This window comes from Streptomyces sp. NPDC102406 (genome assembly GCF_044765725.1).
Taxonomy (GTDB): domain Bacteria; phylum Actinomycetota; class Actinomycetes; order Streptomycetales; family Streptomycetaceae; genus Streptomyces.
In genome coordinates this window covers 265,805-290,341 of the sequence record NZ_JBIWKP010000005.1, presented here as the reverse complement: position 1 = coordinate 290,341, position 24,537 = coordinate 265,805, and the positions used below count along the sequence as shown (strand labels likewise).

At 69.5% G+C, this 24,537-nt stretch carries 24 protein-coding genes and 1 pseudogene; 15 read left to right on the top strand and 10 right to left on the bottom strand.

Annotated elements, in window-relative coordinates; all coding sequences use genetic code 11:
- Window positions 1-28 precede the first annotated feature (28 nt).
- On the bottom strand, window positions 29-1,162 hold the full coding sequence (locus tag ACIRF8_RS22515; RefSeq protein ID WP_404217216.1) for a pyridoxal-phosphate dependent enzyme: 1,134 nt from the start codon (window positions 1,160-1,162) through the stop codon (window positions 29-31).
- Between the two features lie 489 nt (window positions 1,163-1,651).
- Between ACIRF8_RS22515 and ACIRF8_RS22510 the strand changes: the two genes are divergently transcribed.
- From ACIRF8_RS22510 to ACIRF8_RS22500, 3 genes are all read left to right on the top strand, one after another.
- A complete protein-coding gene (locus ACIRF8_RS22510; RefSeq protein ID WP_404217215.1) occupies window positions 1,652-4,342 on the top strand; it encodes a discoidin domain-containing protein in 2,691 nt (896 codons plus the stop codon).
- A 289-nt stretch (window positions 4,343-4,631) separates the two neighbouring features.
- A complete protein-coding gene (locus ACIRF8_RS22505) occupies window positions 4,632-4,907 on the top strand; it encodes a hypothetical protein (RefSeq protein WP_404217214.1) in 276 nt (91 codons plus the stop codon).
- On the top strand, window positions 4,904-5,311 hold the full coding sequence (locus ACIRF8_RS22500; RefSeq protein WP_404217213.1) for a PIN domain-containing protein: 408 nt from the start codon (window positions 4,904-4,906) through the stop codon (window positions 5,309-5,311). The genes ACIRF8_RS22505 and ACIRF8_RS22500 overlap by 4 nt, the downstream gene beginning before the upstream one ends.
- A 24-nt stretch (window positions 5,312-5,335) precedes the next feature.
- Here ACIRF8_RS22500 and ACIRF8_RS22495 read toward each other — a convergent pair whose 3' ends face one another.
- Entirely contained in the window at window positions 5,336-5,503 is a 168-nt protein-coding gene (locus tag ACIRF8_RS22495) for a hypothetical protein (RefSeq protein ID WP_404217212.1), read from the bottom strand.
- 436 nt (window positions 5,504-5,939) lie between these two features.
- Window positions 5,940-6,068: pseudogene (locus tag ACIRF8_RS22490) on the bottom strand (DNA-binding protein); the annotation flags it as partial.
- 865 nt (window positions 6,069-6,933) lie between these two features.
- Between ACIRF8_RS22490 and ACIRF8_RS22485 the strand changes: the two are divergent.
- Window positions 6,934-7,200: a hypothetical protein gene (locus ACIRF8_RS22485; protein WP_404217211.1), complete on the top strand. Its 267-nt coding sequence runs from the start codon at window positions 6,934-6,936 to the stop codon at window positions 7,198-7,200.
- On the top strand, window positions 7,197-7,589 hold the full coding sequence (locus ACIRF8_RS22480) for a PIN domain-containing protein (protein WP_404217210.1): 393 nt from the start codon (window positions 7,197-7,199) through the stop codon (window positions 7,587-7,589). Before ACIRF8_RS22485 ends, ACIRF8_RS22480 begins: the two co-directional genes overlap by 4 nt.
- A 487-nt stretch (window positions 7,590-8,076) precedes the next feature.
- Here the strand turns inward: ACIRF8_RS22480 and ACIRF8_RS22475 are convergent, their stop codons facing one another.
- Complete coding sequence (locus ACIRF8_RS22475; protein WP_404217209.1) at window positions 8,077-8,826, bottom strand: hypothetical protein; 750 nt, start codon at window positions 8,824-8,826, stop codon at window positions 8,077-8,079.
- A 600-nt stretch (window positions 8,827-9,426) separates the two neighbouring features.
- Window positions 9,427-10,515 (bottom strand): redox-regulated ATPase YchF, encoded by a 1,089-nt coding sequence (gene ychF / locus ACIRF8_RS22470; protein WP_404217208.1) that lies wholly within the window; start codon window positions 10,513-10,515, stop codon window positions 9,427-9,429.
- Window positions 10,516-10,711: 196 nt separating this feature from the next.
- Here ychF and ACIRF8_RS22465 point away from each other — a divergent pair, with 196 nt between their 5' ends.
- On the top strand, window positions 10,712-11,329 hold the full coding sequence (locus ACIRF8_RS22465) for a DUF6542 domain-containing protein (protein ID WP_404217207.1): 618 nt from the start codon (window positions 10,712-10,714) through the stop codon (window positions 11,327-11,329).
- A 34-nt stretch (window positions 11,330-11,363) separates the two neighbouring features.
- On the opposite strand, the gene ppgK is transcribed toward ACIRF8_RS22465, so the two are convergent.
- Together ppgK and ACIRF8_RS22455 are read right to left on the bottom strand one after the other, a co-directional pair.
- Window positions 11,364-12,110: a polyphosphate--glucose phosphotransferase gene (gene ppgK, locus ACIRF8_RS22460; protein WP_404217206.1), complete on the bottom strand. Its 747-nt coding sequence runs from the start codon at window positions 12,108-12,110 to the stop codon at window positions 11,364-11,366.
- Window positions 12,111-12,140: 30 nt separating this feature from the next.
- Entirely contained in the window at window positions 12,141-13,139 is a 999-nt protein-coding gene (locus tag ACIRF8_RS22455; protein ID WP_404217205.1) for a 4-hydroxy-3-methylbut-2-enyl diphosphate reductase, read from the bottom strand.
- 121 nt (window positions 13,140-13,260) lie between these two features.
- Between ACIRF8_RS22455 and ACIRF8_RS22450 the strand changes: the two genes are divergently transcribed.
- The 4 genes from ACIRF8_RS22450 (at window position 13,261) to ACIRF8_RS22435 (ending at window position 16,914) form a co-directional block, all read left to right on the top strand.
- Window positions 13,261-14,628 carry an APC family permease gene (locus ACIRF8_RS22450; protein ID WP_404217204.1) on the top strand — a complete coding sequence of 456 codons (1,368 nt, stop codon included), beginning with the start codon at window positions 13,261-13,263 and terminating at the stop codon, window positions 14,626-14,628.
- Window positions 14,629-14,713: 85 nt separating this feature from the next.
- Complete coding sequence (xseA, locus tag ACIRF8_RS22445) at window positions 14,714-15,931, top strand: exodeoxyribonuclease VII large subunit (RefSeq protein ID WP_404217202.1); 1,218 nt, start codon at window positions 14,714-14,716, stop codon at window positions 15,929-15,931.
- Between the two features lie 14 nt (window positions 15,932-15,945).
- Window positions 15,946-16,200 carry an exodeoxyribonuclease VII small subunit gene (locus tag ACIRF8_RS22440; protein WP_404217201.1) on the top strand — a complete coding sequence of 85 codons (255 nt, stop codon included), beginning with the start codon at window positions 15,946-15,948 and terminating at the stop codon, window positions 16,198-16,200.
- Between the two features lie 123 nt (window positions 16,201-16,323).
- Entirely contained in the window at window positions 16,324-16,914 is a 591-nt protein-coding gene (locus ACIRF8_RS22435; RefSeq protein WP_404217200.1) for a malonic semialdehyde reductase, read from the top strand.
- 66 nt (window positions 16,915-16,980) lie between these two features.
- On the opposite strand, the gene ACIRF8_RS22430 is transcribed toward ACIRF8_RS22435, so the two are convergent.
- Entirely contained in the window at window positions 16,981-17,517 is a 537-nt protein-coding gene (locus ACIRF8_RS22430) for a DUF4245 domain-containing protein (protein ID WP_404217199.1), read from the bottom strand.
- A gap of 193 nt (window positions 17,518-17,710) precedes the next feature.
- On the opposite strand from ACIRF8_RS22430, the gene glpX reads away from it, so the two are divergent.
- A complete protein-coding gene (glpX, locus tag ACIRF8_RS22425) occupies window positions 17,711-18,745 on the top strand; it encodes a class II fructose-bisphosphatase (RefSeq protein ID WP_404217198.1) in 1,035 nt (344 codons plus the stop codon).
- 118 nt (window positions 18,746-18,863) lie between these two features.
- Here glpX and ACIRF8_RS22420 read toward each other — a convergent pair whose 3' ends face one another.
- The gene (locus ACIRF8_RS22420; RefSeq protein ID WP_404217197.1) at window positions 18,864-19,229 is read right to left on the bottom strand and encodes a WhiB family transcriptional regulator; all 366 of its coding nucleotides are present in this window, start codon (window positions 19,227-19,229) and stop codon (window positions 18,864-18,866) included.
- A gap of 147 nt (window positions 19,230-19,376) precedes the next feature.
- Window positions 19,377-20,045: a DUF1707 domain-containing protein gene (locus ACIRF8_RS22415; RefSeq protein ID WP_404217196.1), complete on the bottom strand. Its 669-nt coding sequence runs from the start codon at window positions 20,043-20,045 to the stop codon at window positions 19,377-19,379.
- Window positions 20,046-20,199: 154 nt separating this feature from the next.
- Between ACIRF8_RS22415 and ACIRF8_RS22410 the strand changes: the two genes are divergently transcribed.
- From ACIRF8_RS22410 to ACIRF8_RS22395, 4 genes are all read left to right on the top strand, one after another.
- A complete protein-coding gene (locus tag ACIRF8_RS22410; RefSeq protein WP_404217195.1) occupies window positions 20,200-21,867 on the top strand; it encodes a fumarate hydratase in 1,668 nt (555 codons plus the stop codon).
- A 93-nt stretch (window positions 21,868-21,960) separates the two neighbouring features.
- Entirely contained in the window at window positions 21,961-23,346 is a 1,386-nt protein-coding gene (locus tag ACIRF8_RS22405; RefSeq protein WP_404217194.1) for a class II fumarate hydratase, read from the top strand.
- An 80-nt stretch (window positions 23,347-23,426) separates the two neighbouring features.
- The gene (locus tag ACIRF8_RS22400; protein ID WP_404217193.1) at window positions 23,427-24,107 is read left to right on the top strand and encodes a DUF402 domain-containing protein; all 681 of its coding nucleotides are present in this window, start codon (window positions 23,427-23,429) and stop codon (window positions 24,105-24,107) included.
- Window positions 24,108-24,315: 208 nt separating this feature from the next.
- Window positions 24,316-24,522, top strand: coding sequence for a hypothetical protein (locus ACIRF8_RS22395; protein WP_404217192.1), 207 nt, complete (start codon window positions 24,316-24,318; stop codon window positions 24,520-24,522).
- Window positions 24,523-24,537: the final 15 nt, after the last annotated feature.

The following is a 24,537-nucleotide window of genomic DNA, read 5'->3' as shown; positions in this document are numbered from 1 at the left end:
CGGGCCGCGGATCGAGTAGCCGTACGGCTCAGTCCTCGGCAGGGTCCGCCATCCCGGTCTTGAGTCCCGCCCCGCACAGCGGAACCACGGCGGTACGCGCGTGCAGAGCCGCGGCGACGGGCCCCCCGTCACGCACGGCGGCCCAGCACGCCGCGCCGGTCGACTCCACGAACAGACCACGCGAAGCCAGATCCGACTGAGCGTGCCGGATCTGATCGTCCGTCACCGTGTGGACGGCGCCCCCCGATTCCCGTACGGCCCGCAGGATCTGCCGCGCCCGAGGAGGCCGGGCGATCGCGATGCCCTCAGCGAGCGTCGAAGTCCCCGCGGCGCCGCTGTCGACCAGATCGTCCGCCCCGGCCCGCCAGGCGGCGGCCAACGGCGCGACCGCCGCGGCCTGCACCGCGTGCAGCGCGGGCCGCCGGTCGATCAGACCCGCCGTATGCAACTCGGCGACGGCGAGCGCGGCACCGAGCAGCAGCGTCCCGTTGCCGACCGGCAGGACGAGGACGTCGGGGAGCCGCCCGCCCAGGTCCTCCCACACTTCATGGACGTACGTCTTCGTGCCGTGCAGGAAGTACGGATTGTGGACATGGCTGGCGTAGAAGACACCACTCTCGTCCGCCGCCGCACGGGCCGCCCGCGCCGTGTCCTCACGATCCCCGGCGACCACTTCCAGCCGCGCCCCGTGCGCACGGATCTGCTCCGACTTCTTCGCCGACGTGCCCTCGGGAACGTATACGGTGCACGGCAGTCGAGCCCGCGCGCAGTAGGCGGCGACGGCCGTCCCGGCATTGCCACTGCTGTCGGCGACGACCCGCTCGGGCCCCAGCCGGGTGGCGAGGGCGGCGAGCATGACGGCCCCGCGGTCCTTGAACGACAACGTCGGCATGAGGAAGTCCAGCTTGGCCGAGACGTGGTCGGTGAGCCGCACGAGCGGGGTACGCCCCTCACCGAGGCTGCACTCCGGTTCGGCGAGCGGCAGGCACTCGGCGTACCGCCACAGCGAGTTGACCCGCCCGCCCAGGGACGTGAGGGAGGCGGGCGTGGGCGCGTAGTCGAGATCGAGCGGCCCGCGGCAAGCGGGGCAACACCAGTCGAGCGATCCACCGGGGACGCGGGTGCCGTCGACGGGGCAGTAACAGTCGGGGAGGACGGTCATGGCGGCAGCCTAGGCGCAGGGACCGGCAAGGCCGGCGGGGTCGCACCCACCACCGGTCGTCGCTCGCGTACGAGTCGGGTAACCGACCGTCGAAGGCGGCGGGCCGCGACCCACCACCGTCGATCAGAGGCGTACGAGACGGGAGGGGCCGGTCGGGGTATGTGCGCGCGCAGCACAACCGGGGTATGTGCGTGCAGCACACCAGCACGCGGTAGCGGAGCCCGAAGCAACCGGCGAGGCCATCAAGAGGGCGAGCACGGACATACCCCGGGCGGCCCCGCACCCACCACGACACCTGTCGGACCGAACCGGAAACCCGCCGACGCACCCCAGACGGCCACCCTCCCTTCAAGCGCCCCCGCCGAGGCTCAACCATGCGCCCACCCTCCGTTCAAGCGCCCCCGCCGAGGCACAGCCATGCGCCCACCCCACCGACACCCCCGGCGCGCATCCGCCCCCCACCCGCCCACACCCCGCACGCTCTGACCTGTGACCCCCACAACCCACCTGCTCACCGCCCTGGCCCTCACCCTCACCAGCGCCGCGGCCCTACCGGCCACCACCACAACCACGGTCGCCGCCCACCCCGCCCCACCCTGCAACGCCCCCACCTGGACCCTGACCACCCACACCCCGCTCCCACCCGACAACCCCTTCCACGCCTACACGGGCAACGGATACCTGGGCGTCCGCGTCCCACCCTCCGGCACCGGCTACGCCACCCCCGGCGGCCCGGAAGCCAAGACGGGCTGGCCCCTCTACACCCACCCCTACGACGGCTCCTTCGTCTCGGGCCTCTACGCCCGCGGCCCCGCCGCCACCGCCCACCGCCAGGCCATCGCCGCCCTCCCCACCTGGACCGGCCTCGACGTGACGGCGAACGGCGAGACATACGGCCCGGCAAGCCGCACCACGCACTACCGGCAGAGCCTCGACCTGCGATGCGGCATCATCCGTACGGACGTCACATGGCTGCACAAGGACGGCCGCCGCACGGACCTCGCCTACGAGGTGCTCACGGACCGGGCCCGCCCGCACGTGGGGGCGGTCCACCTCCGCGTGACGCCGCACTGGAGGGGCGGGGTCAAGGTGGTCGACTCGATCGACGCCCGAGGCGCCCGCCGTCTCACCCCGACGGGCGCGGGCCCGGCCGGCAAACGCACCGCGACGGTCGGGTTCCGCACGAACGGAACGCACACGCCCGGCACGGTGGCCTCCACCCTCCACGCCCCGGGCCGAACCCACCCAGCCCCCGCCCCCGGATCGACGCCCCGAGCCCCCCACCTCACAACCCACCAGACCGCAAACTTCAAGGTGACCCCAGGCACCACCTACGCCATCACCAAGTACGTCGGCGTGGACACGGCCCTGACCTCCCCCTCCCCCCGCTCCCCCCGCTCCGACGCGATCACGGCTTCCCAACGCGCCGCGGCGGCCGGATGGAAGGCACTGAAACGCGAACACACGCGCGCGTGGCGCCGATTGTGGACATCGGACATCGAGATCCCGGCCCACCCCACGTTGCAGAAACAGGTACGCGCGGCCCAGTACGCCCTCCTGGCCTCCCTACGCCCCGGCGGAGCCGACAGCATCGCGCCGACGGGCCTGAGCAGCGACAGTTACGCGGGCATGGTGTTCTGGGACGCGGAGACGTGGATGTTCCCGTCGTTGCTCGCCACGCGCCCGCGCCTGGCCGAACCCGTACTGGAGTACCGCTACCGCACGCGTCGGGCGGCGGCCGACAATGCGCGCAAGACGTCACTCAGGGGCCTCATGTACCCCTGGACGAGCGCGAGTGCGGGCAAGCTGTGGGCCGAGTGCCAGAGCTGGAATCCTCCCCACTGCGTCACGCAGATCCACCTCCAGGGGGACATCGCGTTGGCGGCCTGGCAGTACTACCAGGCGACGGGGGACCGCGCATGGCTGCGGGCGAAGGGGTGGCCGCTGCTCAGGGGCCTGGCGCGGTACTGGACGTCGCGGGTGACGAAGAACGCCGAACGGAGCGGAACCTCCTACTCCATCAAGGGCGTCGCGGGCCCGGACGAGTACAGCAACGGCGTGGACGACGGTGTCTACACGAACGCCGTCGCGGCGATGTCGCTGCGCGCGGCGGCCCAGGCGGCACGGCTCGTCGGGGCGAGGCCCGACCCGGCCTGGACGCGTATCGCCGCGGGTCTGCGCATCCCGTACGACGCGCGACGCAAGGTCTTCCTCCAGTACGCGGGGTACGAACTGGACGACGGCGCCTCCGACAGCAAGCAGACCGACATCAAGCAGGCCGACGCGGTCCTACTGCTGTATCCCCTGGACTGGCGGCCGATGCCCCGGGGCGCGGCGGCGGCGACGCTCGACCATTACGCGGCGCACACCGACCGCGACGGCCCGGCGATGACGGACTCGGTGCACGCGGTCGCGGCGGCGGCGATCGGCGAGCCGGGCTGTGCGACGTACACCTTCCTGGAACGGGCTTCGCGGCCGTTCTTCCGCGAGCCGTTCGCCACGTTCTCGGAGGCGCGGGGCGCGAAGGCGGGCGCGGGGGACGCGCTGGCTGGTTCACCGGCGCAGGATTTCCTCACCGGCAAGGGCGGCTTCCTCCAGGTGTTCACGCACGGCCTGACGGGGCTGAGGCTCAGGGACGACGACGCCGTGCATCTGGACCCGATGCTGCCACCCCAGCTCGCAACGGGCGTCAACCTGCGGGGACTGCGCTGGCGGGGCCGCTCGTACGACGTGCGGATCGGCGCCGAGCGGACGACGGTCCGGCTCACGTCCGGGGCGCCCTTCGTGCTGGACACCCCGTCGGGCCGTACGAGGGTCACGGCCGACGGCGTCACGCTGCGGACCCGGCGCCCGGACCGCTCCCCGACGACCGACCTGGCGCGCTGCCGCCCGGCGACGGCGACGTCCGAGGACCCGGGCCAGTACGCGGGCGCGGCGGTCGACGGCAACCCGGCCACGACCTGGCTCCCGGCCCGCCCCGGCGCGGCCCTGACCGTGGACCTGGGCGCGGTGCGACCGGTGTCCCGGGTGACGGTGACGGGCCCGCGCTCGTACCGGATCCGGACATCGGCGGACGGCACCCACTGGGTACCGCTCACACCGGGCAGGACGATCCGCTTCGTACGCCTTACAGAAACCGGCAGGACGGCGGAGCCGGTCGGTGAGATGACGGTCAGCTAAACGACCGGGCCCCAAGAACCCGGCGAGGCAGTGGGGCGGGGCCGCCCCCTGGCGGAACCGGCCCCGCCCCATCGGCCTGACCCGCGACGCGCGTCGAGGCAGCGATCAGACGTCGAAGCGGAACTGCCCCACAAGGCCTTGAACTGCAGAAACGTGGGCGCATTCCAGCTCATATCCAGACGGGAGCCGCGACAGGGCACAAGAAGATCAGGGGCGCCAAGATTGCGTGCACCGATGCGGCCTACACAGCACTACAGCGCTGTAATAGTTCCTGTAATAGACTGGCGTCATGAAGTCACCCCGCCCCGGCGGCACGGAGAACATCTCCGTCTCGATGCCTTCGGAACTCCTCGGTGCTCTACGCACGCGCACCGGTAAGCGCGGCGTGTCCGCGTACGTGACCGCGGCGGTCCGCCATCAACTGGCGATGGACGGCCTCGCTGAGATCGTGGCCGCCTACGAAGCCGAGCACGAACCCTTGAGCGAGGCCGAGATCCAGGCCGCACAGCACGAGTTGTTCGGTGACGCGCCTGCGCCGTACGCATCCGACGACAGCGCCGCATGAAGGAACCCGCGGCCAGGTCCATGGTTCTGGACTCCCAGGCGTTGTCGCTCCTTCTACGCAACGACCGCCAGATGGTCACCCGGATCGAGGCCGCTCGGCGCATAGGCGTGCCCGTCCTCGTGTCGGCTCTGACGGTGGTGGAGGCCGTCCACGGGAAGACGGACACCGCCCGGCTGCACTGGATGCTCTCCCGCCTTCAGGTCCAGGACGTCACCCAGGCGGACAGCCTCACGGCAGTGCAACTGCTGAGCGACGCCGGTGGCCTGCACGGTCACAAGTACGCCATCGACGCCCTCGTCGCCGCGATGGCGCTCCGCTCCCCGGCACCCGTCCTCGTCCTGACTTCGGACCACGACGACTGGACGAAACTGTGCGGCGACCGCGTACAGATCAAAAACGTCTGAACTTGGCCATACCCCGCATGGTGATCACCTGCGGGTCAGCCCAGCTCCCCCACGCGGGCCGTCGGCCAGTCCGGCCACGGCCCGCTCGACGGCGACCCGGTTGTCGGCGGCGGTGACCTCCGACATCGACGAGGCGTTGTCCGGGGCGGCGGGCGCGGTGAAGGCGGCGAGGCCGACGCCGACGAGCGCCACCAGTCACACGCCGACGACGGCCCATCGCCCTCGGAAGGCCAGCCGGCCGAGTAGGTGAAGGAAGGTAGCCACGACGAGGTCTCCACATCTGTTCCGGGGCACCTCACCAGCCTCCCGAATCGGCCCCTCAGGTCGAAGCGGAATGCACCGACCGGCCTCTGGAAGAACAACTCGCCGAGATCGTGCAGGAGGCCGGACTCCGCGGCGAGGCCACAGACCGCAAACGCCTTGCAGAGTTCCGCCGGGGCAGGAGCGGACCGAGATCGAGGCGTGGCTCGCGTTCGCGGACGCGCACCTCCACAACCTCACCGAATCGGTTTCAGCGCCGAAACTGCCCACGCCGCCGAAACCCAGCGGCGACGACCTCAAGCCCTTCCTCGGTCACTGGAGCCCCTACGGACCCCGCTCCTACTGAGCTGAGCCGGACCAAGGGAAATCACACCGCCACGAGCCGGACCCGCTCGCCGCACAGCTTGGCCATGTCGTCACTATCGGAAGTCAGCATGGCCACGGGGCGGTGCTGTCGCAACGCGGCCTCGGCGACGGCCGCATCGATCGCGTACTGCAGATAGACCGCGAGCCGGTACTGCGGGGCAATGTGCTCCGCGATCAGATCAACCTCGCCCAGCGTGGGAATCTCGTCCTCGTTGACCGCACACGGGGCTGTCCGGGATACCCGGACGCCGCGGGCGGGGTTGTGCGGGATGCGTTTCTCAACGACGGCCGCCTCCAGCATCGCGGCCACCATCACCAACCGATCATTGATCGTGGAGACCGCCAACCCGGCGCCGGAGGAGTGTAGCTGCTTGGCAAACTCCTCGAAGTCGCGCCGTGCCAGCCCGGCCGGCATCTTCCGTCCCAGTCGCGGCACGAGATAGTTCTGGATGAACCCTTCGTAGTTGCGGCGCGTCGATTCACCGATGACCCGGCGCTCCAGCCACTCCTGCGCCCAGACGTGCAATGACACCCGTCCAGGCGCAAGATCGAAGCGAACGTCGGCCTTCTTATCGTTCTCGACCTTGTCGGCGAAAGCATCCACACCATCCGCGCCCACCCGCCGGGCAAACGACCTCTCCCGCTGCCACCCTCGCCTACCGCCCGGCTCCCGGTACCGCACCGTCCACCCGTGCCGACACCGCGGACGGTCACAGGGGAAGTTCCGGTCCCGGACGTCCCTCTTGCACCCCTGAAAAACGCTCGCCACTCAAGCCCCGATCCGTCGCCTGGCCCGTGCTCGAAACCGAGCACCGGCGCCGCAGAACCCGGCAAGGCATCTATCGCTAATCCGCTCTTTCCAGCCAATATGAACCCAGCCTCCCCCGCAGCATCGGCCCGCCGAGACCCCTCACCGGACGCGTTCGCACCCCAACGCTCGCTGGCGCGTGAAGCGCACATCGACACCGAAGGCCATATCGCACTATGGTCGATGTATGGCTACCAAGAAGGTGACTATCACCCTCGACGAATCCCTGGTCGAAGCCCTGGCCGGAGCCGCCGAGGAAGAAGGCATCCCACTCTCCCGCCTCGTCGCCGGAGCAGCCGAACGCGAGCTACGCCTGCGGGCCGGTCGCGCCGTCATCCAGGAGTGGCAGGCCGAGCACGGCGCCTTCACCCCGGAAGAGCTTGCCGCCGCCCGCGCGGATCTGGCCTCCGCCGACGCCGAATACCTCAGCAGTTCGGGAGCCTCAGCCGCGTGAACATCCCCTACCTGTACGACGCTGGGGTCCTCATCGCCATCGACAACGACGACCGGCGCATGTGGGCCCGACACAGCCTGGCCCTGGAAGACGGGCGGGACATCCACGTCCCGTCCGTCGTCGTCGGCCAGGCATGGCGGGACCCCCGCCGCCAGGTCAGACTCGGCAAGTTCCTCGCCGGATGCCACGTCGTACCCGTCGGCCTCGAAACCGCCAAAACCGCAGGCATCCTCTGCGGCAAGGCCGGCACCTCCGACGTCGTCGACGCCACCGTCGTGACCATGGCAGCCAGCCTCGGCGCCATCATCTGGACCTCAGACCCAGACGACATCCACGCCCTCATCGACGCCCAGGACATCAAACCTGCCCCTGTCATCCGCACCGTCTAACCACAGATGATCCCCGGCGACCAGCCTCTACGGGCCCCAATACGCAGGGACGGGGATAGGCACGGCTACCTGATCGCGCACGAGTGGACAGGGAGTGTCAGGACCTCCCGACAGGGGCGCCCACGTAACTGGGCCACAGACATGATCTTCGATGATTCCCGTCGAAGTCGATCAGAATCTTGACGGCCTGATGGCCCAGCCAGCGAAAGCAGGTGAACTCGTCCGGCCATCCCGCTCGGATCTAACGTGAGTTACTTCCGACGTGAGCTGCCCCGTTTTCCACGTCGTCAAGGTGAACGATAATGTCCGCAATGGAAAGCGATTGCATCAATGCCTTAGTAGGCACCTGAATACCGCTTCCCATGCGCATAGTCAAGCAGGGGAAAGATCCCGCTCTCACCATTTTATACGCAGCAGATTTGGCGATTCCCAATGCTTCGGCAGCAGCCGGAAGGGCAACGAATTTGGGATACAAGTCGGAGGTGTACTAATAGTAATTACTGCCCGTAACCCAAGTGCGGGCCAGCATCGCTTCTGTCACGAGGATGCCTCGAATGCCCGGGCGACGACCTGCCCGGAGGTCCTCATGATAGCAATTGACTACTTCACTTAGGCCGTACATCTGCCATAACGCTCCAGTCCGCTCTCCCCCAATTTGCTCGACGACGGCGGGATCTCTCGGATCAGCGTCGTGGATAATCGAAGACGCCTTCAGTACGGAATCCATAGCAGCTTCTTCAAATATCAACAGATCTTCTACGTCACCGGTCGAACTTTCACCCTCATGGACATTCGCACGCCGATAGGCGGCGTTGATGGCCGCCTTGACCATCAACGTCGGAACCTCTCGAGGGGGAACACCCTTCGCCGTCTCCTCCCAAACATCGAGAGCGGCTTCAAACATGTCCGATCGAACGTCCCCTAAATCGCAATAAAATTCTCGGGAGATCACCCAAGAGCGCGTGCGAAGGAAAGGGGTGAGGCAGTCCACAACGATCATCCGCCACTTGTTGTCGCCGCCCGCGTCCGACATACGTCCCATGGCGACCATCGATTCCCATAGCTGAGACGGTTTCCGCGCCGCTCGTGCAGCTACAGCTCTGGAGCGGAACTCAGCATAGTCCGGGTGCCGTTTGATCTGACATTCGCGCGCGTCGTCCACATGGACACAGACCGGTCCTTCACCGCAGACATCACGGACATACGCCGCTACGCAGCCGAAGACGTCAGCCACCATCTGTCCTCCGGGTTTCAATCTCTGAGGTTCAGCAGTGTATGAAGTACCGAGCGATCGTTCGACCAGAGAGCAAATGAATGCTGAATCCGCTCACCATTGACACTAACGAGTGGCGATTACGGCAGGAATTGACGAGATTTTTTCTCAGGTTGAACGGAGCTTCGTAGCTCACTACAGATGTAGGACCGAGGAGCGCGCGTGGGAATGTCCATGGTTGGAGCCCTGTCTACGCCCTACTGCTCCGAAAGGGCCTTGCGTGCCGCCCCACCGTTCTCGCTTATGCGAGCTGGATGCGCCTGACGGCCGATGCTCCGCTTTGGCTCGCCGTAGCGGCCTCGGCAATCGCGGGAAACTTTGAGAGCAAGCGGCACGAGACGCCCTGAGACCGCAAGTGGGCTGGCGCGCATCGCATCATCGAAGGAGTGAGGCGATGCACTGCCAATCAGGCGCAGCCACTGTGCAGGCACAGCTGCCATGCAGACGCCATCTGCAAGGCCCAGGCGGGGTCAACACAGGAACCCGCCAAGGGGCCGAGCCCAGGAGAGGGCTCGACCCCGAACTCGCACGTTGACGAGTCGCATAACGTACAGCAATTGATCGTCAGACGTTGAACCGGAACTCCACCACATCCCCGTCCTGCATCACATACTCCTTGCCCTCCATGCGCGCCTTGCCCGCCGCCCGCGCTTCCGCCACCGAGCCCGTCTCGACCAGGTCGTCGAAGGAGATGACCTCGGCCTTGATGAAGCCCTTCTGGAAGTCGGTGTGGATGACACCGGCCGCTTCGGGGGCCGTGGCGCCCTTCTTGATGGTCCAGGCCCGGGATTCCTTGGGGCCCGCCGTCAGGTAGGTCTGGAGGCCGAGGGTGTCGAAGCCGACGCGGGCGAGGGTGGCCAGGCCCGGCTCCTCGGCGCCCACCGACTGGAGGAGCTCCATGGCGTCCTCCTCGTCGAGTTCGGCGAGGTCCTGCTCCAGCTTGGCGTTGAGGAAGATCGCCTCGGCCGGGGCGACCAGGGCGCGCTGTTCCTGCTTGAAGGTCTCGTCGGTCAGCTCGTCCTCGTCCACGTTGAAGACGTAGAGGAAGGGCTTGGTGGTGAGGAGGTGCAGGTCGTGCAGGAGCTCCGCGCGCTCGGAGCCCTGGAGGATGCCCTGCGAGAAGAGGGTGTCGCCCTTTTCGAGGATCTCCTTGGCCGCCTCGACCGCCGCGACCTTGGGGGCCACGTCCTTCTTGATCCGCGATTCCTTCTGGAGGCGCGGGAGGACCTTCTCGATGGTCTGGAGGTCGGCGAGGATCAGCTCGGTGTTGATCGTCTCGATGTCGTCCTTGGGCGAGACCTTGCCGTCGACGTGGACGACATTCTCGTCCTTGAAGGCGCGGATGACCTGGCAGATCGCGTCGGACTCACGGATGTTCGCCAGGAACTTGTTGCCCAGGCCCTCGCCCTCGGAGGCGCCCCGCACGATGCCCGCGATGTCCACGAAGTCGACCGTCGCCGGGAGGACCTTCTGGGAGCTGAAGATCTCGGCCAGCTTGGTGAGGCGGGCGTCGGGGACGCCGACGACGCCGACGTTCGGCTCGATCGTGGCGAACGGGTAGTTGGCCGCGAGCACGTCGTTCTTGGTCAGGGCGTTGAACAGGGTCGACTTGCCGACATTCGGCAGACCGACGATTCCGATCGTGAGCGACACGTTGCGACTTCCCGTACGTGGTGGGCGCTGATGGCCATGGACTGATGGGGGTGGGCAGTCCACCAGTCTACGGCCTGGCCGCAGCCCGACCGGCGACGCGTCGAACACCCGAGCAACACCGGTTCCGAAGGTCAAGGTCGACCAAAGCGCGTGTCCTTTGGCCTATTCCGCACATAAGCGCACCTATGTTGGGCGGGTGGAGCAACCCAGGACGCGCACCCCGCAGCCCCGCCCCCGCCGCACGGCCCCGTTGCCGCCGCAGGCGCAGGGCGGACGTGACGAGCGTGCCCACGGGGCCGCCGGCTCCGCCGCCGTCTACCGGGCGGGCCAGGGCCGTCGGATGCCGCCGGTCGTGCTGGCGCTGCGCCGCTTCCCGAACCCGCGGCTGACGGGGCTCGGCAGTGGGCTGTTCTGCGTCGCCGCGATGCTGGTGCTCGGCTTCCTGGACCTGCTGCTGTTCGACGGGGCGGCTGCCGTGTACGGCGTGCTGTTCGTGCTGGTCAGCGGGCTCGCGGCGGTCTGGGTGCGGAAGGCGGACCTGGTGGTGCCGCCGGTCGCGGTGCCGATCTCGTTCGCCATCGGGGCCGTCACGATCGCCGACGGGGCGGGCGGGCTCGGGGCCCGCCTGATGGGGGTCTTCACGACGCTCGCGATGAACGCGGGCTGGCTGTACACCGGCACGTTCCTCGCCGCCGCCGTCGTGGGCGTCCGCAAGTTGCGGCTGATGGCGCGCCGGGCGGCCCAGCGGCGGGCCGCCGCCGGACAGCCCGGGCCGTCGTCCGCGACCGCCGGGCCCCGTCGGCGTACCGCCTGAGGGACCCTGGCCCACGGACCGCCGCGACGAGCGGCTACGCGCGCGAGGCCGCCATCGCCGCCCCCACGATCCCCGCGTTGTTCTGCAACTGCGCCGGGACGATCTCCGCCTTGATGCCCTCGATCAGCGGCAGGAACTTGTGCGCCTTGCGGCTGACGCCGCCGCCGATGACGAACAGGTCGGGCGAGAACAACATCTCGACGTGGGCCAGGTACTTCTGGACGCGCTGCGCCCAGTGCTCCCAGCTCATGTCGTGGTCCTCCTTGACCTTGGTGGAGGCGCGCCGCTCGGCGTCGTGGCCGTCGAGTTCGAGGTGACCCAGCTCGGTGTTGGGGACGAGGACGCCGTCGCTGAACAGGGCGCTGCCGATGCCGGTGCCGAAGGTGAGCAGCAGGACCGTGCCCTTGCGGTCCTTGCCCGCGCCGAACTGCATCTCGGCGACCCCGGCCGCGTCCGCGTCGTTGAGGACGGTGACGGGCAGGCCGCCGAGTTCCGCGCTGAGCAGGGCGCGGGCGTCGACGTCGATCCAGTTCTTGTCGACGTTGGCGGCGGTACGGATCGTGGAGCCGCCGGTCACGACGCCGGGGAAGGTGATGCCGACCCGCTCGGGGCGGACGTCGAAGTTGTCGACGACCTGTTTGACGCCCTCGGCCACCGCCTCGGGCGTGGCCGGGTGCGGGGTGAGCACCTTGAACCGCTCCTGGGCGAGATCCCCACGCTCCAGATCGACCGGGGCACCCTTGATCCCGGATCCGCCGATGTCCACACCGAAGATCTTCATGGACTCAACGGTACGACGCCGCGGTCGCGATCACTTCTCGGAACGGGAACCCTGCAACAGAGCGGCGGCTTCCGCGCGCAGGTCGCGGCGGAGCTCCTTGGGGAGCGAGAACGTGATGGACTCCTCCGCCGCCTTGACGATCTCCACGTCGGCGTAGCCGCGCTGGGACAGCCACTCCAGGACTTCCTCGACGAGGACGTCGGGGACGGAGGCGCCCGAGGTGACGCCGACGGTCGTGACGCCCTCCAGCCAGGACTCCTCGATCTCGGAGGCGAAGTCCACCAGGTACGCCTCGCGCGCGCCGGCCAGCTTGGCGACCTCGACGAGGCGCTTGGAGTTGGAGGAGTTGCGGGAGCCGACGACGATGACGAGGTCGGAGTCGGCACCCATCTGCTTCACGGCGAGCTGCCGGTTCTGCGTGGCGTAGCAGATGTCGTCGCTGGGCGGCGAGACGAGCTGCGGGAACTTCTCCTTGAGGGCGTCGACCGTCTCCATCGTCTCGTCCACGGAGAGCGTGGTCTGGGAGAGCCAGACGACCTTGGAGGGGTCGCGGACCTCGACCTTGGCGACGTCCTCGGGGCCGTCGACCAGGGTGATGTGGTCGGGGGCCTCGCCGGAGGTGCCGATGACCTCCTCGTGGCCCTCGTGGCCGATCAGGAGGATGTCGAAGTCGTCGCTCGCGTAGCGGATCGCTTCCTTGTGGACCTTGGTGACCAGGGGGCAGGTCGCGTCGATGGTGGCGAGCTTGCCGCGCTCGGCCTCGGCGTGGACGGTCGGGGCGACGCCATGTGCGGAGAACATGACGATGGCGCCCTCGGGGACCTCCTCCGTCCGCTCGACGAAGATGGCGCCCTTCCGCTCCAGGGTCTGCACGACGTACTTGTTGTGGACGATCTCGTGGCGCACGTAGATGGGGGCGCCGTACTGCTCCAGGGCTTTCTCGACGGCGATCACGGCACGGTCCACACCGGCGCAGTAGCCACGGGGGGCGGCGAGCAGGACACGGCGGGAGCCAGTCGTAGCAGTCATGCCCCCATCGTAAGGGGGGCTCGCGCGGGTCGTGGATTCCCCGGGCGGGTGGTGCTCGACAGGCCGGAAGGACCGGACGTGCCCAGACTGGGATTCTGTGCACGGCTTATACGGAGGTGTGATGTCCACGGAGCCCACGGCCACCCATGAAGAGGCGGCGTTGCGGCGCAGTCTCAGCTTCCGGGACCTCGTGGTCTACGGGCTGCTGTTCATCGCCCCCATGGCGCCGGTCGGCGTCTTCGGCACCCTGGACGCGAAGTCGCACGGCGCGGTCGCGCTGGTGTACATCGTGGCGACGGTGGCGATGGCGTTCACCGCGTTCAGCTACGCGCAGATGGTGCGGGTCGCTCCGCGGGCGGGCTCGGTGTACGCCTACGCGCGCGTGGGGCTCGGAAAGGGGCCGGGGTTCATCGCGGGCTGGATGGCGATGCTGGACTATCTGCTGATCCCGGCGGTGGCGTACCTCTTCTCGGGCATCGCCATGAACGCGCTGGTCCCCTCGGTGTCGCGCTGGGTGTGGACGGCGCTGGCGGTGCTGATCACGACCCTGTTGAACCTGTGGGGCGTACGGGCCGCCGCGCGGGTCGGTTTCGCGGTCCTGGCGCTGGAGATCGTGGTGCTGCTGGTCTTCGTGGTCTCGGCGGTCGTGGTGCTGGTCCGGGACGGCGCGCAGCGTGACTGGCTGTCGCCGCTGAGCGGGGACGGGACGCAGGGTGCGTTCGCCCTGTCGGCGGTGCTCGGGGCGGTGTCCGTCGCGGTCCTCTCCTATCTGGGCTTCGACGCGATCGCCACGTTCGCCGAGGAGGTGACGGGCGGTTCGGCGAAGGTGGCGCGGGCCGTGCTGTTCTGTCTGGCGCTCACCGGTGTGCTGTTCGTGGCGCAGACGTACCTGGTGGCGCTCCTGGAGCCGACGACGTCGGCGCAACTGGCGGCGGATCCGGGCAAGCAGGGCTCCGCGTTCTACGACGCCGTGGACACGTCGGTCGGGGGGTGGCTGCACGATCTGGTGGCGGTGAGCAAGGCGATCGGCGCGGCGTTCGCGGCCCTGGCCGGGCAGGCGGCGGCGGGCCGGCTGGTGTTCGCGATGGCCCGCGACCGGCGGTTGCCGAAGGCCCTGTCGCGGACGAACGCGGGCGTGCCGCGCGCGGCGCTGCTCGTCGCGGCGGTGATCACGCTGGTCGCGGCGGTGTGGGCGGCCCGCAGGGACGACGGCATGGACCATCTGGTGTCGGTCGTCGACATCGGCGCCCTGACGGCGTTCACCCTGCTGCACGCGAGCGTGGTGGGCTATTTCGCGGTACGCCGCCGGGGCGGGGCCGTGAGCTGGTGGCGGCATCTTCTGGTCCCGGTGGTCGGCGCGGCGATCACGGTCGCGGTGATCGTGGAGGCGTCGGGGGCGGCGCAGGTGGTCGGGGCGATCTGGCTGGTCGTGGGGCTGGTGGTGCTGGTGGTGCAGCGGGGGCGGGTGGCGGAGGATCCGGTGGCGTAGGGCGCGACGGGGCGCCCCGGGGGGGAGCTGCCGGACTGTCCGTGTGCCCCACCTGCGTGTCAGTGGCGGCGACTACCCTCGCGGCATGGCTGCCAACACGTCTCCGGACGCCCCGCTCCCCGTGGGCGAGGTCTCCCGTCTCATCGGCGGATGGATCGACCGGCTCGGCGCCGTGTGGGTCGAGGGGCAGATCACCCAGCTCTCCCGCAGGCCCGGAGCCGGTGTGGTCTTCCTGACGCTGCGCGATCCCTCGTACGACATCTCGGTCTCCGTCACCTGCTACCGGCAGGTGTTCGACGCGGTGGCGGACGTGGTGCGCGAGGGTTCGCGGGTCGTCGTGCACGCGAAGCCCGAGTGGTACGCGCCGCGCGGGCAGCTCTCCCTGCGCGCCGCCGAGATCCGCCCGGTCGGCGTCGGTGAGCTGCTGGCGCGCCTGGAGCAGTTGAAGAAGTCGCTCGCCAAGGAGGGGCTTTTCGCGGCCGACCGCAAGAAACCCCTGCCGTTCCTGCCGCAGCTCATCGGGCTGGTCTGCGGTCGGGCGTCGGCCGCGGAGCGCGACGTGCTGGAGAACGCGCGGCACCGCTGGCCCGCGGTCCGCTTCGAGGTGCGCAATGTGCCGGTGCAGGGCGTGCACGCCGTGCCGCAGGTGGTCCAGGCGGTCAAGGACCTCGACGCGCTGGACGCCGTGGACGTGATCATCGTCGCGCGGGGCGGGGGCAGCGTGGAGGACCTGCTGCCCTTCTCCGACGAACAGTTGGTACGGGCGGTCGCCGCCTGCCGGACACCCGTCGTCTCCGCGATCGGCCACGAGCCGGACAGCCCGCTGCTCGACCTGGTCGCCGATCTGCGGGCCTCGACGCCGACCGACGCGGCGAAGAAGGTCGTGCCGGACGTCGGCGAGGAGTACGAGCGGGTGCGGTGGCTGCGCGACCGGGGCCGGCGCAGCGTGGAGGCGTTCCTGGACCGGGAGGAGCGGGGTCTCGCCGCGGCGCTCTCCCGGCCCTCGATACAGGATCCGCACCGGATGGTCGACGAGCGCGAGGAGCAGGTCGCGGCGCTGGCGGAGCGGGCCCGCCGCACGCTCGGCCACCTTCTGGACCGCGCGGAGTCCGATCTGACGCACACGCACGCGCGCGTGGTCGCCCTCTCCCCCGCGGCCACGCTCAAGCGCGGGTACGCGGTCCTCCAGAAGGCGGACGGCCATGTGGTGCGCGCTCCCGCGGAGGCGGCGCCCGACGAGGTGCTGCGGGCGAGAGTCGCCGAGGGCGAGTTCACGGTAAGAGTCACAGGAACCGAAGCGTGAGGACGGACAGCAGGATGACCACGAAGACGGCCGACGGGACGCTCGGTTACGAGCAGGCGCGGGACGAGCTCATCGATGTCGTGCGGCGGCTGGAGACCGGCGGCACGTCCCTGGAGGAGTCCCTGGCCCTGTGGGAGCGCGGCGAGGAGCTGGCGAAGGTGTGCCGCCGCTGGCTGGACGGCGCGCGGGCCCGGCTCGACGCGGCACTGGCCGAGGAGCACGACGGAGAGGGCGGGGACGGGGACGGGGACGCCGCTGAAGAGGAGTGAGTGAAGAGAGTCACGAACGGGTTGGTTGAAGGTTGAACCGAATCCGCGTACTGTCGTGGGTACCGGCTGATCCGGACGGATCGGATCACCGCAGCCGTCACGCCGTACCGAGAAGGTTGATCGATGTCTCTCGTTCTTGACCCCGCCGCCCAGGACCTGCTGTTCCGCGAGGCCCGCACCGCGAACACCTTCACCGACGAGCCGGTGACCGACGAGCAGGTGCAGGCGATCTACGACCTGGTCAAGTACGGCCCGACGGCCTTCAACCAGTCGCCGCTGCGCATCACCCTGGTCCGCTCCGCCGAGGCCCGCGAGCGCCTCGTGCAGCTCATGGCCGAGGGCAACCAGCCCAAGACCGCCGCCGCCCCGCTGGTCGCGATCCTCTCCGCGGACAACGAGTTCCACGAGGAGCTCCCGGCCCTCTTCCCGCACTTCCCGGCCGCCAAGGACGCCTTCTTCTCCGAGCGCCCGGTCCGTGAGCAGGCCGCCGCGCTGAACGCGTCGCTCCAGGCCGCCTACTTCATCATCGGCGTGCGCGCCGCCGGCCTGGCCGCCGGACCGATGACGGGCTTCGACTTCGCCGGTGTCCAGAAGGAGTTCCTGGACGACGACCACACCCCGCTGATGATCGTCAACATCGGCAAGCCGGGCGACGACGCCTGGTTCCCGCGCTCCCCGCGCCTGGAGCTCGACCAGGTCATCACGACCGTCTGAGTCTCCTGTACGCGTACGAAAGGGCCCCGGCTGATGCCGGGGCCCTTTCGTACGCGTACAGGAGACTCAGGAAGCCTTCTCCTTCTTCATCTCCAGCGCCTCGGCCATCTTCGTGAGCTGTCCGAATCCGGCCGTGCCGGTCACCAGGGTGGTGGAGTTCTTCCGCTTCAGCACCAGGGCGTCGTACTTGGCGCCCTTGTAGCGCTGCCAGCTCTCGCCGCCGATGGTCTGCGCCCGCCCGGTCTCCTCCGCGCCCTGGCTGGCGTCGTCGATGAATTGGACCGGCTTCTCGGTCGACTGCTCGACGGCGACGTACTGGCCCTCGGGGTCGAGGAAACCGAGGTGCCACGCCTCGTTCGGCTCACCCTGGTAGCGCACGGAAGTCGGCTTCCAGGTCTTGGGGAGACCGGTGGGCGCGGCCACCGGGTAGGAGGCCGCGCGCCGCGCCGTCAGCAGCTCGACCCGGTAGTCCACGCGCTTGACCGGCGTCCGCTCGGAGTCGTCGTGCGGGATGAACACGTACGCGACACCCGCCCCGACGACGCAGACGCCGAGTGAGAGGACCAGGCTGCCGACCGTCTTCTTGCCATTTCTTCCTGCCACGCGCCCCATCGTCGCAGGTCGCCGAATGATCTCTGCCGGGAGGTCCCGCGGCGCGCGAGCGGGCCCGGCCGGTCCGCTCATCCGTGGGGCGCCCTGCTCAGATTGTCGGACTGGCGATAGAGTCGAGGCCACCAACCCTCATCCGGCCGTCGTCGTATCCCGGTGAAATCCCGGAACAGAAAGGTGCGTCTCGATGACCGAGCATCACCAGCTCCCGTCCGAACTCGAGGTCCCCTCCGAGGCCCCGGACCGCAACCTCGCCCTTGAGCTCGTCCGGGTCACCGAGGCGGCGGCCATGGCCGCCGGCCGCTGGGTCGGCCGCGGCGACAAGAACGGCGCGGACGGCGCGGCCGTCCGTGCCATGCGCACCCTCGTCTCCACCGTGTCGATGGACGGCGTCGTCGTCATCGGCGAGGGCGAGAAGGACGAGGCGCCGATGCTGTTCAACGGCGAGCGCGTGGGGGACGGGACGGGCGCCGAGTGCGACATCGCCGTCGACCCGATCGACGGTACGACGCTCTGCGCCAAGGGCATGCCGAACGCGATCGCCGTGCTCGCCGCCGCCGACCGCGGCACCATGTTCGACCCGTCGGCCGTCTTCTACATGGACAAGCTGGTGGCCGGGCCCGAGGCCGCCGACTACGTGGACATCAACGCTCCGGTGGCGGTGAACATCCGCCGGATCGCCAAGGCGAAGAAGGCCGCCCCGGAGGACGTCACCGTCGTCATCCTCGACCGGCCGCGCCACGAGGGCATCATCAAGGAGGTCCGCGAGGCGGGCGCCCGGATCAAGCTGATCACCGACGGCGACGTCGCGGGCTCGGTCCTCGCGGTGCGCGAGGACTCCGGCGTCGACCTGCTCCTGGGCATCGGCGGCACCCCCGAGGGCATCATCTCGGCCTGCGCGATCAAGTGCCTCGGTGGTGTCATCCAGGGCAAGCTGTGGCCCAAGGACGAGGCGGAGCGGCAGCGGGCGCTCGACGCCGGGCACGACCTGGACCGGGTGCTCTCCACCGACGACCTGGTCTCCGGGGAGAACGTGTTCTTCGTCGCCACCGGCATCACCGACGGCGAACTGCTGCGCGGCGTGCGCTACAGCTCGGAGACGGCGACGACGTCGTCCCTGGTGATGCGGTCCAAGTCCGGCACGATCCGGCAGATCGACTCCCGGCACCGGCTGAGCAAGCTGCGGGCCTACAGCGCGGTCGACTTCGACCGGGCCAAGTGACCGGGCGAAGTAGCCGGGCCGAGTAGCCGGGCCGAGTGACCGCCCGCGCGTCGAACGCCACGTCACCGGGGGCGCCCCCTGCGACCAGGGGGCGCCCCCGGTGACGTACGCGCGTGGACTATCCGGCCGCTGCCACCGCGCGGGCCGACTTCAGCTCGACCTCGCGCCGGCGCCTGCGCGCCAGGACCACCCGGCGCTCGGCGGCGGTGAGCCCGCCCCACACCCCGTACGGCTCCGGCTGGAGCAGGGCGTGCTCGCGGCACTCGACCATCACCGGGCAGCGGGCGCAGACCCGCTTGGCCGCCTCCTCGCGCGACAGGCGCGCGGCGGTGGGTTCCTTGGACGGTGCGAAGAAGAGCCCCGCCTCGTCGCGCCTGCACACGGCCTCCGTGTGCCATGGCGCGTCCTGGTCCCTGTCCCCCACGGGCACCCGCTGGGGCGGTACGGCGGCGACCTGCAGGGACTGATGCGGCGGATGCAGCACGGTCTACTCCTGACGACGGCTTACGACGGCTTTCGCGAGCGAGAGACGATGCAGCAAGCTCTACCCGCTGTGTCGACGCCTATGCACTGAGTTCCGAAGCACGGAAGTTCCGTTGCGCATACGGGAGTTCGGACCGGAGGGCGATATTCAGCCGAGGTATTTGCGCATCTGCTTCTCGATCTTCCGGACGATCTTGCCGCGCTTGGGCCTCGCCTCGATGTTGCCGAGGACCGCGACGCCGTCGACGAGCACCACGGGCGCGTCCGGGTCCGCGGCGTCGAGGGTGTGGACCTCGAAGTTGCCGAGGACACCGCCGCCGCTGCCGCGCAGCGAGATGTTCTCGGGCACCTGGATCTCGACATTGCCGAAGACGGAGACGGCCCGGATGGAGACCTCCGGGTGCTCGAAGATCGCCTCGCTGAGATCGATCTCGATGTTGCCGAACACGGCGTACGCGTGCGTGCGGCGGCCCACGCGCCAGCGGCCCTTGCGCGTGGTGGAGCTGAACACCGCCACCAGGTTCTCGCCGGGGCCGGCCGGGGCGGGGGCGGACACCGGTCGGCCCGGCGCCGTGCCCGCGGCGGCGGCGCGGGGCGGCTGCGCGGGCAGGTCGCGCACCAGCGGCTCCAGCTCACCCACCGTCTTGGCGCGGTACACGCCGTCGATCCGCTCCGCGTGCTCCTCCGCGTCGAGCCGGCCCTCGGCGAGCGCCTCGCGCAGGATGTCGGCGATGCGGTCACGATCGGCGTCGGAGGCACGCAGGTCGGCCTGGTCCACCGCGGGGGCGGTCTGCTGGGGGCGCTTCTCAAGGTCCACGGCAGCAGCGTACCCAAACGCGATAGATCGCGACTAGAGGGCGGGGGCCGGAACTGAGCCTTACCTCACAGACTCCGCCGCCCCGCCAGGTTCTACGCTGGTCGGCGCTGCCGATGAATGCCAGCCGCTGTCTGTCGAGTGAGGAATGGGCGAGATGCCTGAGTTCGCGTACACCGATCTGCTCCCCCAGGGCGAGGACACCACGCCGTATCGCCTGGTGACCTCGGAGGGTGTCTCCACCGCCGAGGGGCCGGACGGCCGTACGTTCCTGAAGGTCGAGCCCGAGGCGCTGCGCAAGCTCGCGGAAGAGGCCGTCCACGACATCCAGCACTACCTGCGCCCGGCCCACCTCGCCCAGTTGCGCCGCATCGTGGACGACCCCGAGGCGTCGGGCAACGACAAGTTCGTCGCGCTCGACCTGCTGAAGAACGCGAACATCGCGGCGGCCGGTGTGCTGCCGATGTGCCAGGACACGGGCACCGCGATCGTCATGGGCAAGCGCGGGCAGAACGTCCTCACCGAGGGCGAGGACGAGAAGGCGCTCTCCAAGGGCATCTACGACGCCTACCAGAACCTGAACCTGCGGTACTCGCAGATGGCCCCGCTGACCATGTGGGACGAGAAGAACACCGGCTCGAACCTGCCCGCGCAGATCGAGCTGTACGCGACCGACGGCGGCGCCTACAAGTTCCTCTTCATGGCCAAGGGCGGCGGCTCGGCCAACAAGTCGTTCCTGTACCAGGAGACGAAGGCCGTCCTGAACGAGTCCTCCATGATAAAGTTCCTGGAGGAGAAGATCCGCTCCCTCGGCACGGCCGCCTGCCCGCCGTACCACCTGGCGATCGTCGTCGGCGGCACCTCCGCCGAGTACGCGCTGAAGACCGCGAAGTACGCCTCCGCCCACTACCTGGACAACGTCCCCTCCGAGGGCTCCGAGCTGGGCCACGGCTTCCGCGACAAGGAGCTGGAGGAGAAGGTCTTCGAGCTCACGCAGAAGATCGGGATCGGCGCGCAGTTCGGCGGCAAGTACTTCTGCCACGACGTACGCGTGGTGCGCCTGCCGCGGCACGGGGCGTCCTGCCCGGTGGCCATCGCCGTCTCCTGCTCGGCCGACCGCCAGGCCGTCGCGAAGATCACCGCCGAGGGCGTCTTCCTGGAGCAGTTGGAGACGGACCCGGCGCGCTTCCTGCCCGAGACGACGGACGAGTCCCTCGACGAGGGCGATGTCGTCAAGGTCGACCTGAACCAGCCGATGGACGCGATCCTCGCCGAGCTGACCAAGTACCCGGTGAAGACCCGCCTCTCGCTCACCGGCCCCCTGGTCGTGGCCCGCGACATCGCGCACGCCAAGATCAAGGAGCGCCTGGACGCGGGCGAGGAGATGCCGCAGTACCTGAAGGACCACCCGGTGTACTACGCGGGCCCGGCCAAGACGCCGGAAGGGTACGCCTCGGGCTCGTTCGGCCCGACGACGGCGGGCCGCATGGACTCCTACGTCGCGCAGTTCCAGGCCGCGGGCGGCTCCAAGGTGATGCTCGCCAAGGGCAACCGCTCGCAGCAGGTCACCGACGCCTGCGACGCGCACGGCGGCTTCTACCTCGGCTCCATCGGCGGTCCGGCCGCGCGCCTCGCGCAGGACTGCATCAAGAAGGTCGAGGTCGTCGAGTACGAGGAGCTCGGCATGGAGGCCGTCTGGAAGATCGAGGTCGAGGACTTCCCGGCGTTCATCGTCGTCGACGACAAGGGCAACGACTTCTTCCGGGACCCGGCGCCCGAGCCGACGTTCACGCACATCCCGGTGCGCGGCCCCGGCCTCGCGTAACCGCGTCCGCGGTACCCGCCGGACGGGCTGGACCAGACGGTCCGTCCGGCGTCGGCCGGGAACACCTCGGCACCTGCCCGTGCTGTACGAGGTATGAGCGACTACCGGATCGAACACGACTCCATGGGCGAGGTGCGGGTCCCCGCGGACGCGAAGTGGCGGGCCCAGACGCAGCGTGCCGTGGAGAACTTCCCCGTCTCCGGGCAGCGCCTGGAGCGCGCCCACATCGAGGCGCTGGCCCGTATCAAGGCCGCCGCCGCGAAGGTCAACGCGGAGTTGGGCGTCCTCGACAAGGACATCGCCCGGGCCGTCGCGGAGGCGGCGGACGAGGTGGCCGAGGGCCGCTGGGACGACCAGTTCCCGGTGGACGTTTTTCAGACAGGATCCGGCACCTCCTCCAACATGAACACCAACGAGGTGCTGGCCACGCTCGCCACCGAGCGGCTCGGCCGGGACGTCCACCCGAACGACCACGTCAACGCCTCGCAGTCGTCGAACGACGTCTTCCCCTCGTCAATCCACATCGCGGCGACCGCCGCCGTCTCGCACGACCTGATCCCCGCCCTCGACCACCTCGCGGCGGCCCTGGAGCGCAAGTCCGCCGAATTCGCCGATGTCGTGAAGTCCGGGCGTACGCACCTGATGGACGCGACGCCGGTGACCCTCGGGCAGGAGTTCGGCGGGTACGCGGCGCAGGTGCGCTACGGCGTCGAGCGGCTCAAGGCCTCGCTGCCCCGGCTGGCCGAACTTCCCCTGGGCGGCACGGCGGTGGGCACCGGGATCAACACGCCTGCCGGGTTCTCCGCCGCCGTCATCGCCGAGGTCGCCCGGACGACGGGGCTGCCGCTGACCGAGGCACGCGACCACTTCGAGGCGCAGGGCGCGCGCGACGGGATCGTGGAGACGAGCGGGCAGCTCAGGACCATCGCGGTCGGCCTGACGAAGATCGCCAATGATCTGCGCTGGGCGGCGTCGGGCCCGCGCACCGGACTCGCCGAGATCAACCTGCCGGACCTGCAACCCGGTTCGTCGATCATGCCGGGCAAGGTCAACCCGGTCATCCCCGAGGCGACGCTGATGGTCGCGGCGCAGGTCATCGGCAACGACGCGACGGTGGCCACGGCGGGCGCGGCGGGCAACTTCGAGCTGAACGTCATGCTGCCGGTCATCGCCAAGAACGTACTGGAGTCGATCCGGCTGCTCGCCAACGTCTCCCGGCTGCTCGCCGACCGCACCGTCGACGGCATCACCGCCAACCGTGAGCGGGCCCGCGAGTACGCCGAGTCCTCGCCGTCCGTCGTCACCCCGCTCAACAAGTACATCGGCTACGAGGAGGCCGCCAAGGTCGCCAAGAAGTCGCTGGCCGAGCGCAGGACGATCCGCGAGGTGGTGCTGGACGGCGGGTACGTGGAGCGCGGCGACCTCACGGAGGAACAGCTCGACGAGGCGCTGGACGTCCTGCGGATGACACGTCCGTGAGGACCGGGCACTGATCGCCGGATGACGTGTTCGTGACCCGTACCGCAGCGTCGTATGCCCCGGGCACCTAATATCTGCGCATGACAGACGACGGCCGGACCGACGGCATGGGCGGCGGGCGATGGGCGCCCGGGGAACCGATCCTGTGGCGCTACCGCGCCAACGGCGGTGCGGGTTTCCACATCTGCCGCCCGGTCACGGTCGTCCGGGACACGGACGAACTGCTCGCCGTGTGGATGGCGCCGGGCACCGAGTGCGTGAAGCCGGTCATCGCGGACGGCACCCCGGTGCACCGCGAGCCGCTGGCCACCCGCTACACCAAGCCGCGCGTCCTGCGCCGCGACCGCTGGGCGGGTGCCGGCGTGCTCAAGCTGGCGCGGCCGGGCGAACCCTGGTCGGTGTGGCTCTTCCGGGAGCCCGACTGGACCTTCCGCAACTGGTACGTGAACCTGGAGGAGCCGCGCGTGCGCTGGTCGGGCGGTGTCGACTCCGAGGACCACTTCCTCGACCTGTCGGTGTACCAGGACGGCAGTTGGCGCTGGCACGACGAGGACGAGTTCGCGCAGGCGCAGGCCGTGGGCCTGATGAGCGCCGAGCGGGCAGCCGGGGTACGGGCGGCCGGGCGCCGGGCGGTGGAGGTCATCGAAGCCTGGGGCCACCCCTTCTCGGACGGCTGGGAGCACTGGCGGCCCGACCCGGCGTGGCCGGTCCCCGCGCTCCCCGAGGACTGGGACCGTACGCCCGCGTACGTGTCCTCATGAGACCCTTGATGCGCCCCCATGGGGTAAACGTAGGATCGTCCTCCGCAAGTGCACGCGGCGGCGCGAGGACGAGCACAAAAACCTGCTTCAACTGCAACTCTTCGCGCTTCCAGTAGGTCTGACACGATGTCGAGCAGGTCATCGAGGGGCGGCGGGACCGTGAACGTGGGTGGAGCGGAGAGGACGGCCGCGACGGCCTGGTGGCCGGTTGGCGTCGTCCTCGGCCGGAGCCGGCACCGACGACGCGGGAATCCCGTTCCCGGAACACCCGATCCGGGTATCGAACTGCGAGAACTTCCAGAACCGCGGGAACTTCGAGAGCATCGGGGAGGAGACGCACGCGTACGCTCCCGCAGGCGCCGACGCCCCGACCGAGCACCTGCTGTTCCCCAACTGCCGGCGCACCGGCCAGTGACACGGCGCGCAGCCC

Coding starts and splice junctions, on each gene's coding strand:
- ACIRF8_RS22435 (WP_404217200.1), top strand. CDS start 16,324: ATGTCTCTCGTTCTTGACCCCGCCGCCCAGGACCTGCTGTTCCGCGAG.
- ACIRF8_RS22455 (WP_404217205.1), bottom strand. CDS start 13,139: ATGACTGCTACGACTGGCTCCCGCCGTGTCCTGCTCGCCGCCCCCCGT.
- ACIRF8_RS22500 (WP_404217213.1), top strand. CDS start 4,904: ATGAAGGAACCCGCGGCCAGGTCCATGGTTCTGGACTCCCAGGCGTTG.
- ACIRF8_RS22485 (WP_404217211.1), top strand. CDS start 6,934: ATGGCTACCAAGAAGGTGACTATCACCCTCGACGAATCCCTGGTCGAA.
- glpX (WP_404217198.1), top strand. CDS start 17,711: ATGACCGAGCATCACCAGCTCCCGTCCGAACTCGAGGTCCCCTCCGAG.
- xseA (WP_404217202.1), top strand. CDS start 14,714: ATGGCTGCCAACACGTCTCCGGACGCCCCGCTCCCCGTGGGCGAGGTC.
- ACIRF8_RS22505 (WP_404217214.1), top strand. CDS start 4,632: ATGAAGTCACCCCGCCCCGGCGGCACGGAGAACATCTCCGTCTCGATG.
- ACIRF8_RS22450 (WP_404217204.1), top strand. CDS start 13,261: ATGTCCACGGAGCCCACGGCCACCCATGAAGAGGCGGCGTTGCGGCGC.
- ACIRF8_RS22405 (WP_404217194.1), top strand. CDS start 21,961: ATGAGCGACTACCGGATCGAACACGACTCCATGGGCGAGGTGCGGGTC.
- ACIRF8_RS22515 (WP_404217216.1), bottom strand. CDS start 1,162: ATGACCGTCCTCCCCGACTGTTACTGCCCCGTCGACGGCACCCGCGTC.
- ACIRF8_RS22440 (WP_404217201.1), top strand. CDS start 15,946: ATGACCACGAAGACGGCCGACGGGACGCTCGGTTACGAGCAGGCGCGG.
- ppgK (WP_404217206.1), bottom strand. CDS start 12,110: ATGAAGATCTTCGGTGTGGACATCGGCGGATCCGGGATCAAGGGTGCC.
- ACIRF8_RS22410 (WP_404217195.1), top strand. CDS start 20,200: ATGCCTGAGTTCGCGTACACCGATCTGCTCCCCCAGGGCGAGGACACC.
- ACIRF8_RS22475 (WP_404217209.1), bottom strand. CDS start 8,826: ATGGTGGCTGACGTCTTCGGCTGCGTAGCGGCGTATGTCCGTGATGTC.
- ACIRF8_RS22400 (WP_404217193.1), top strand. CDS start 23,427: ATGACAGACGACGGCCGGACCGACGGCATGGGCGGCGGGCGATGGGCG.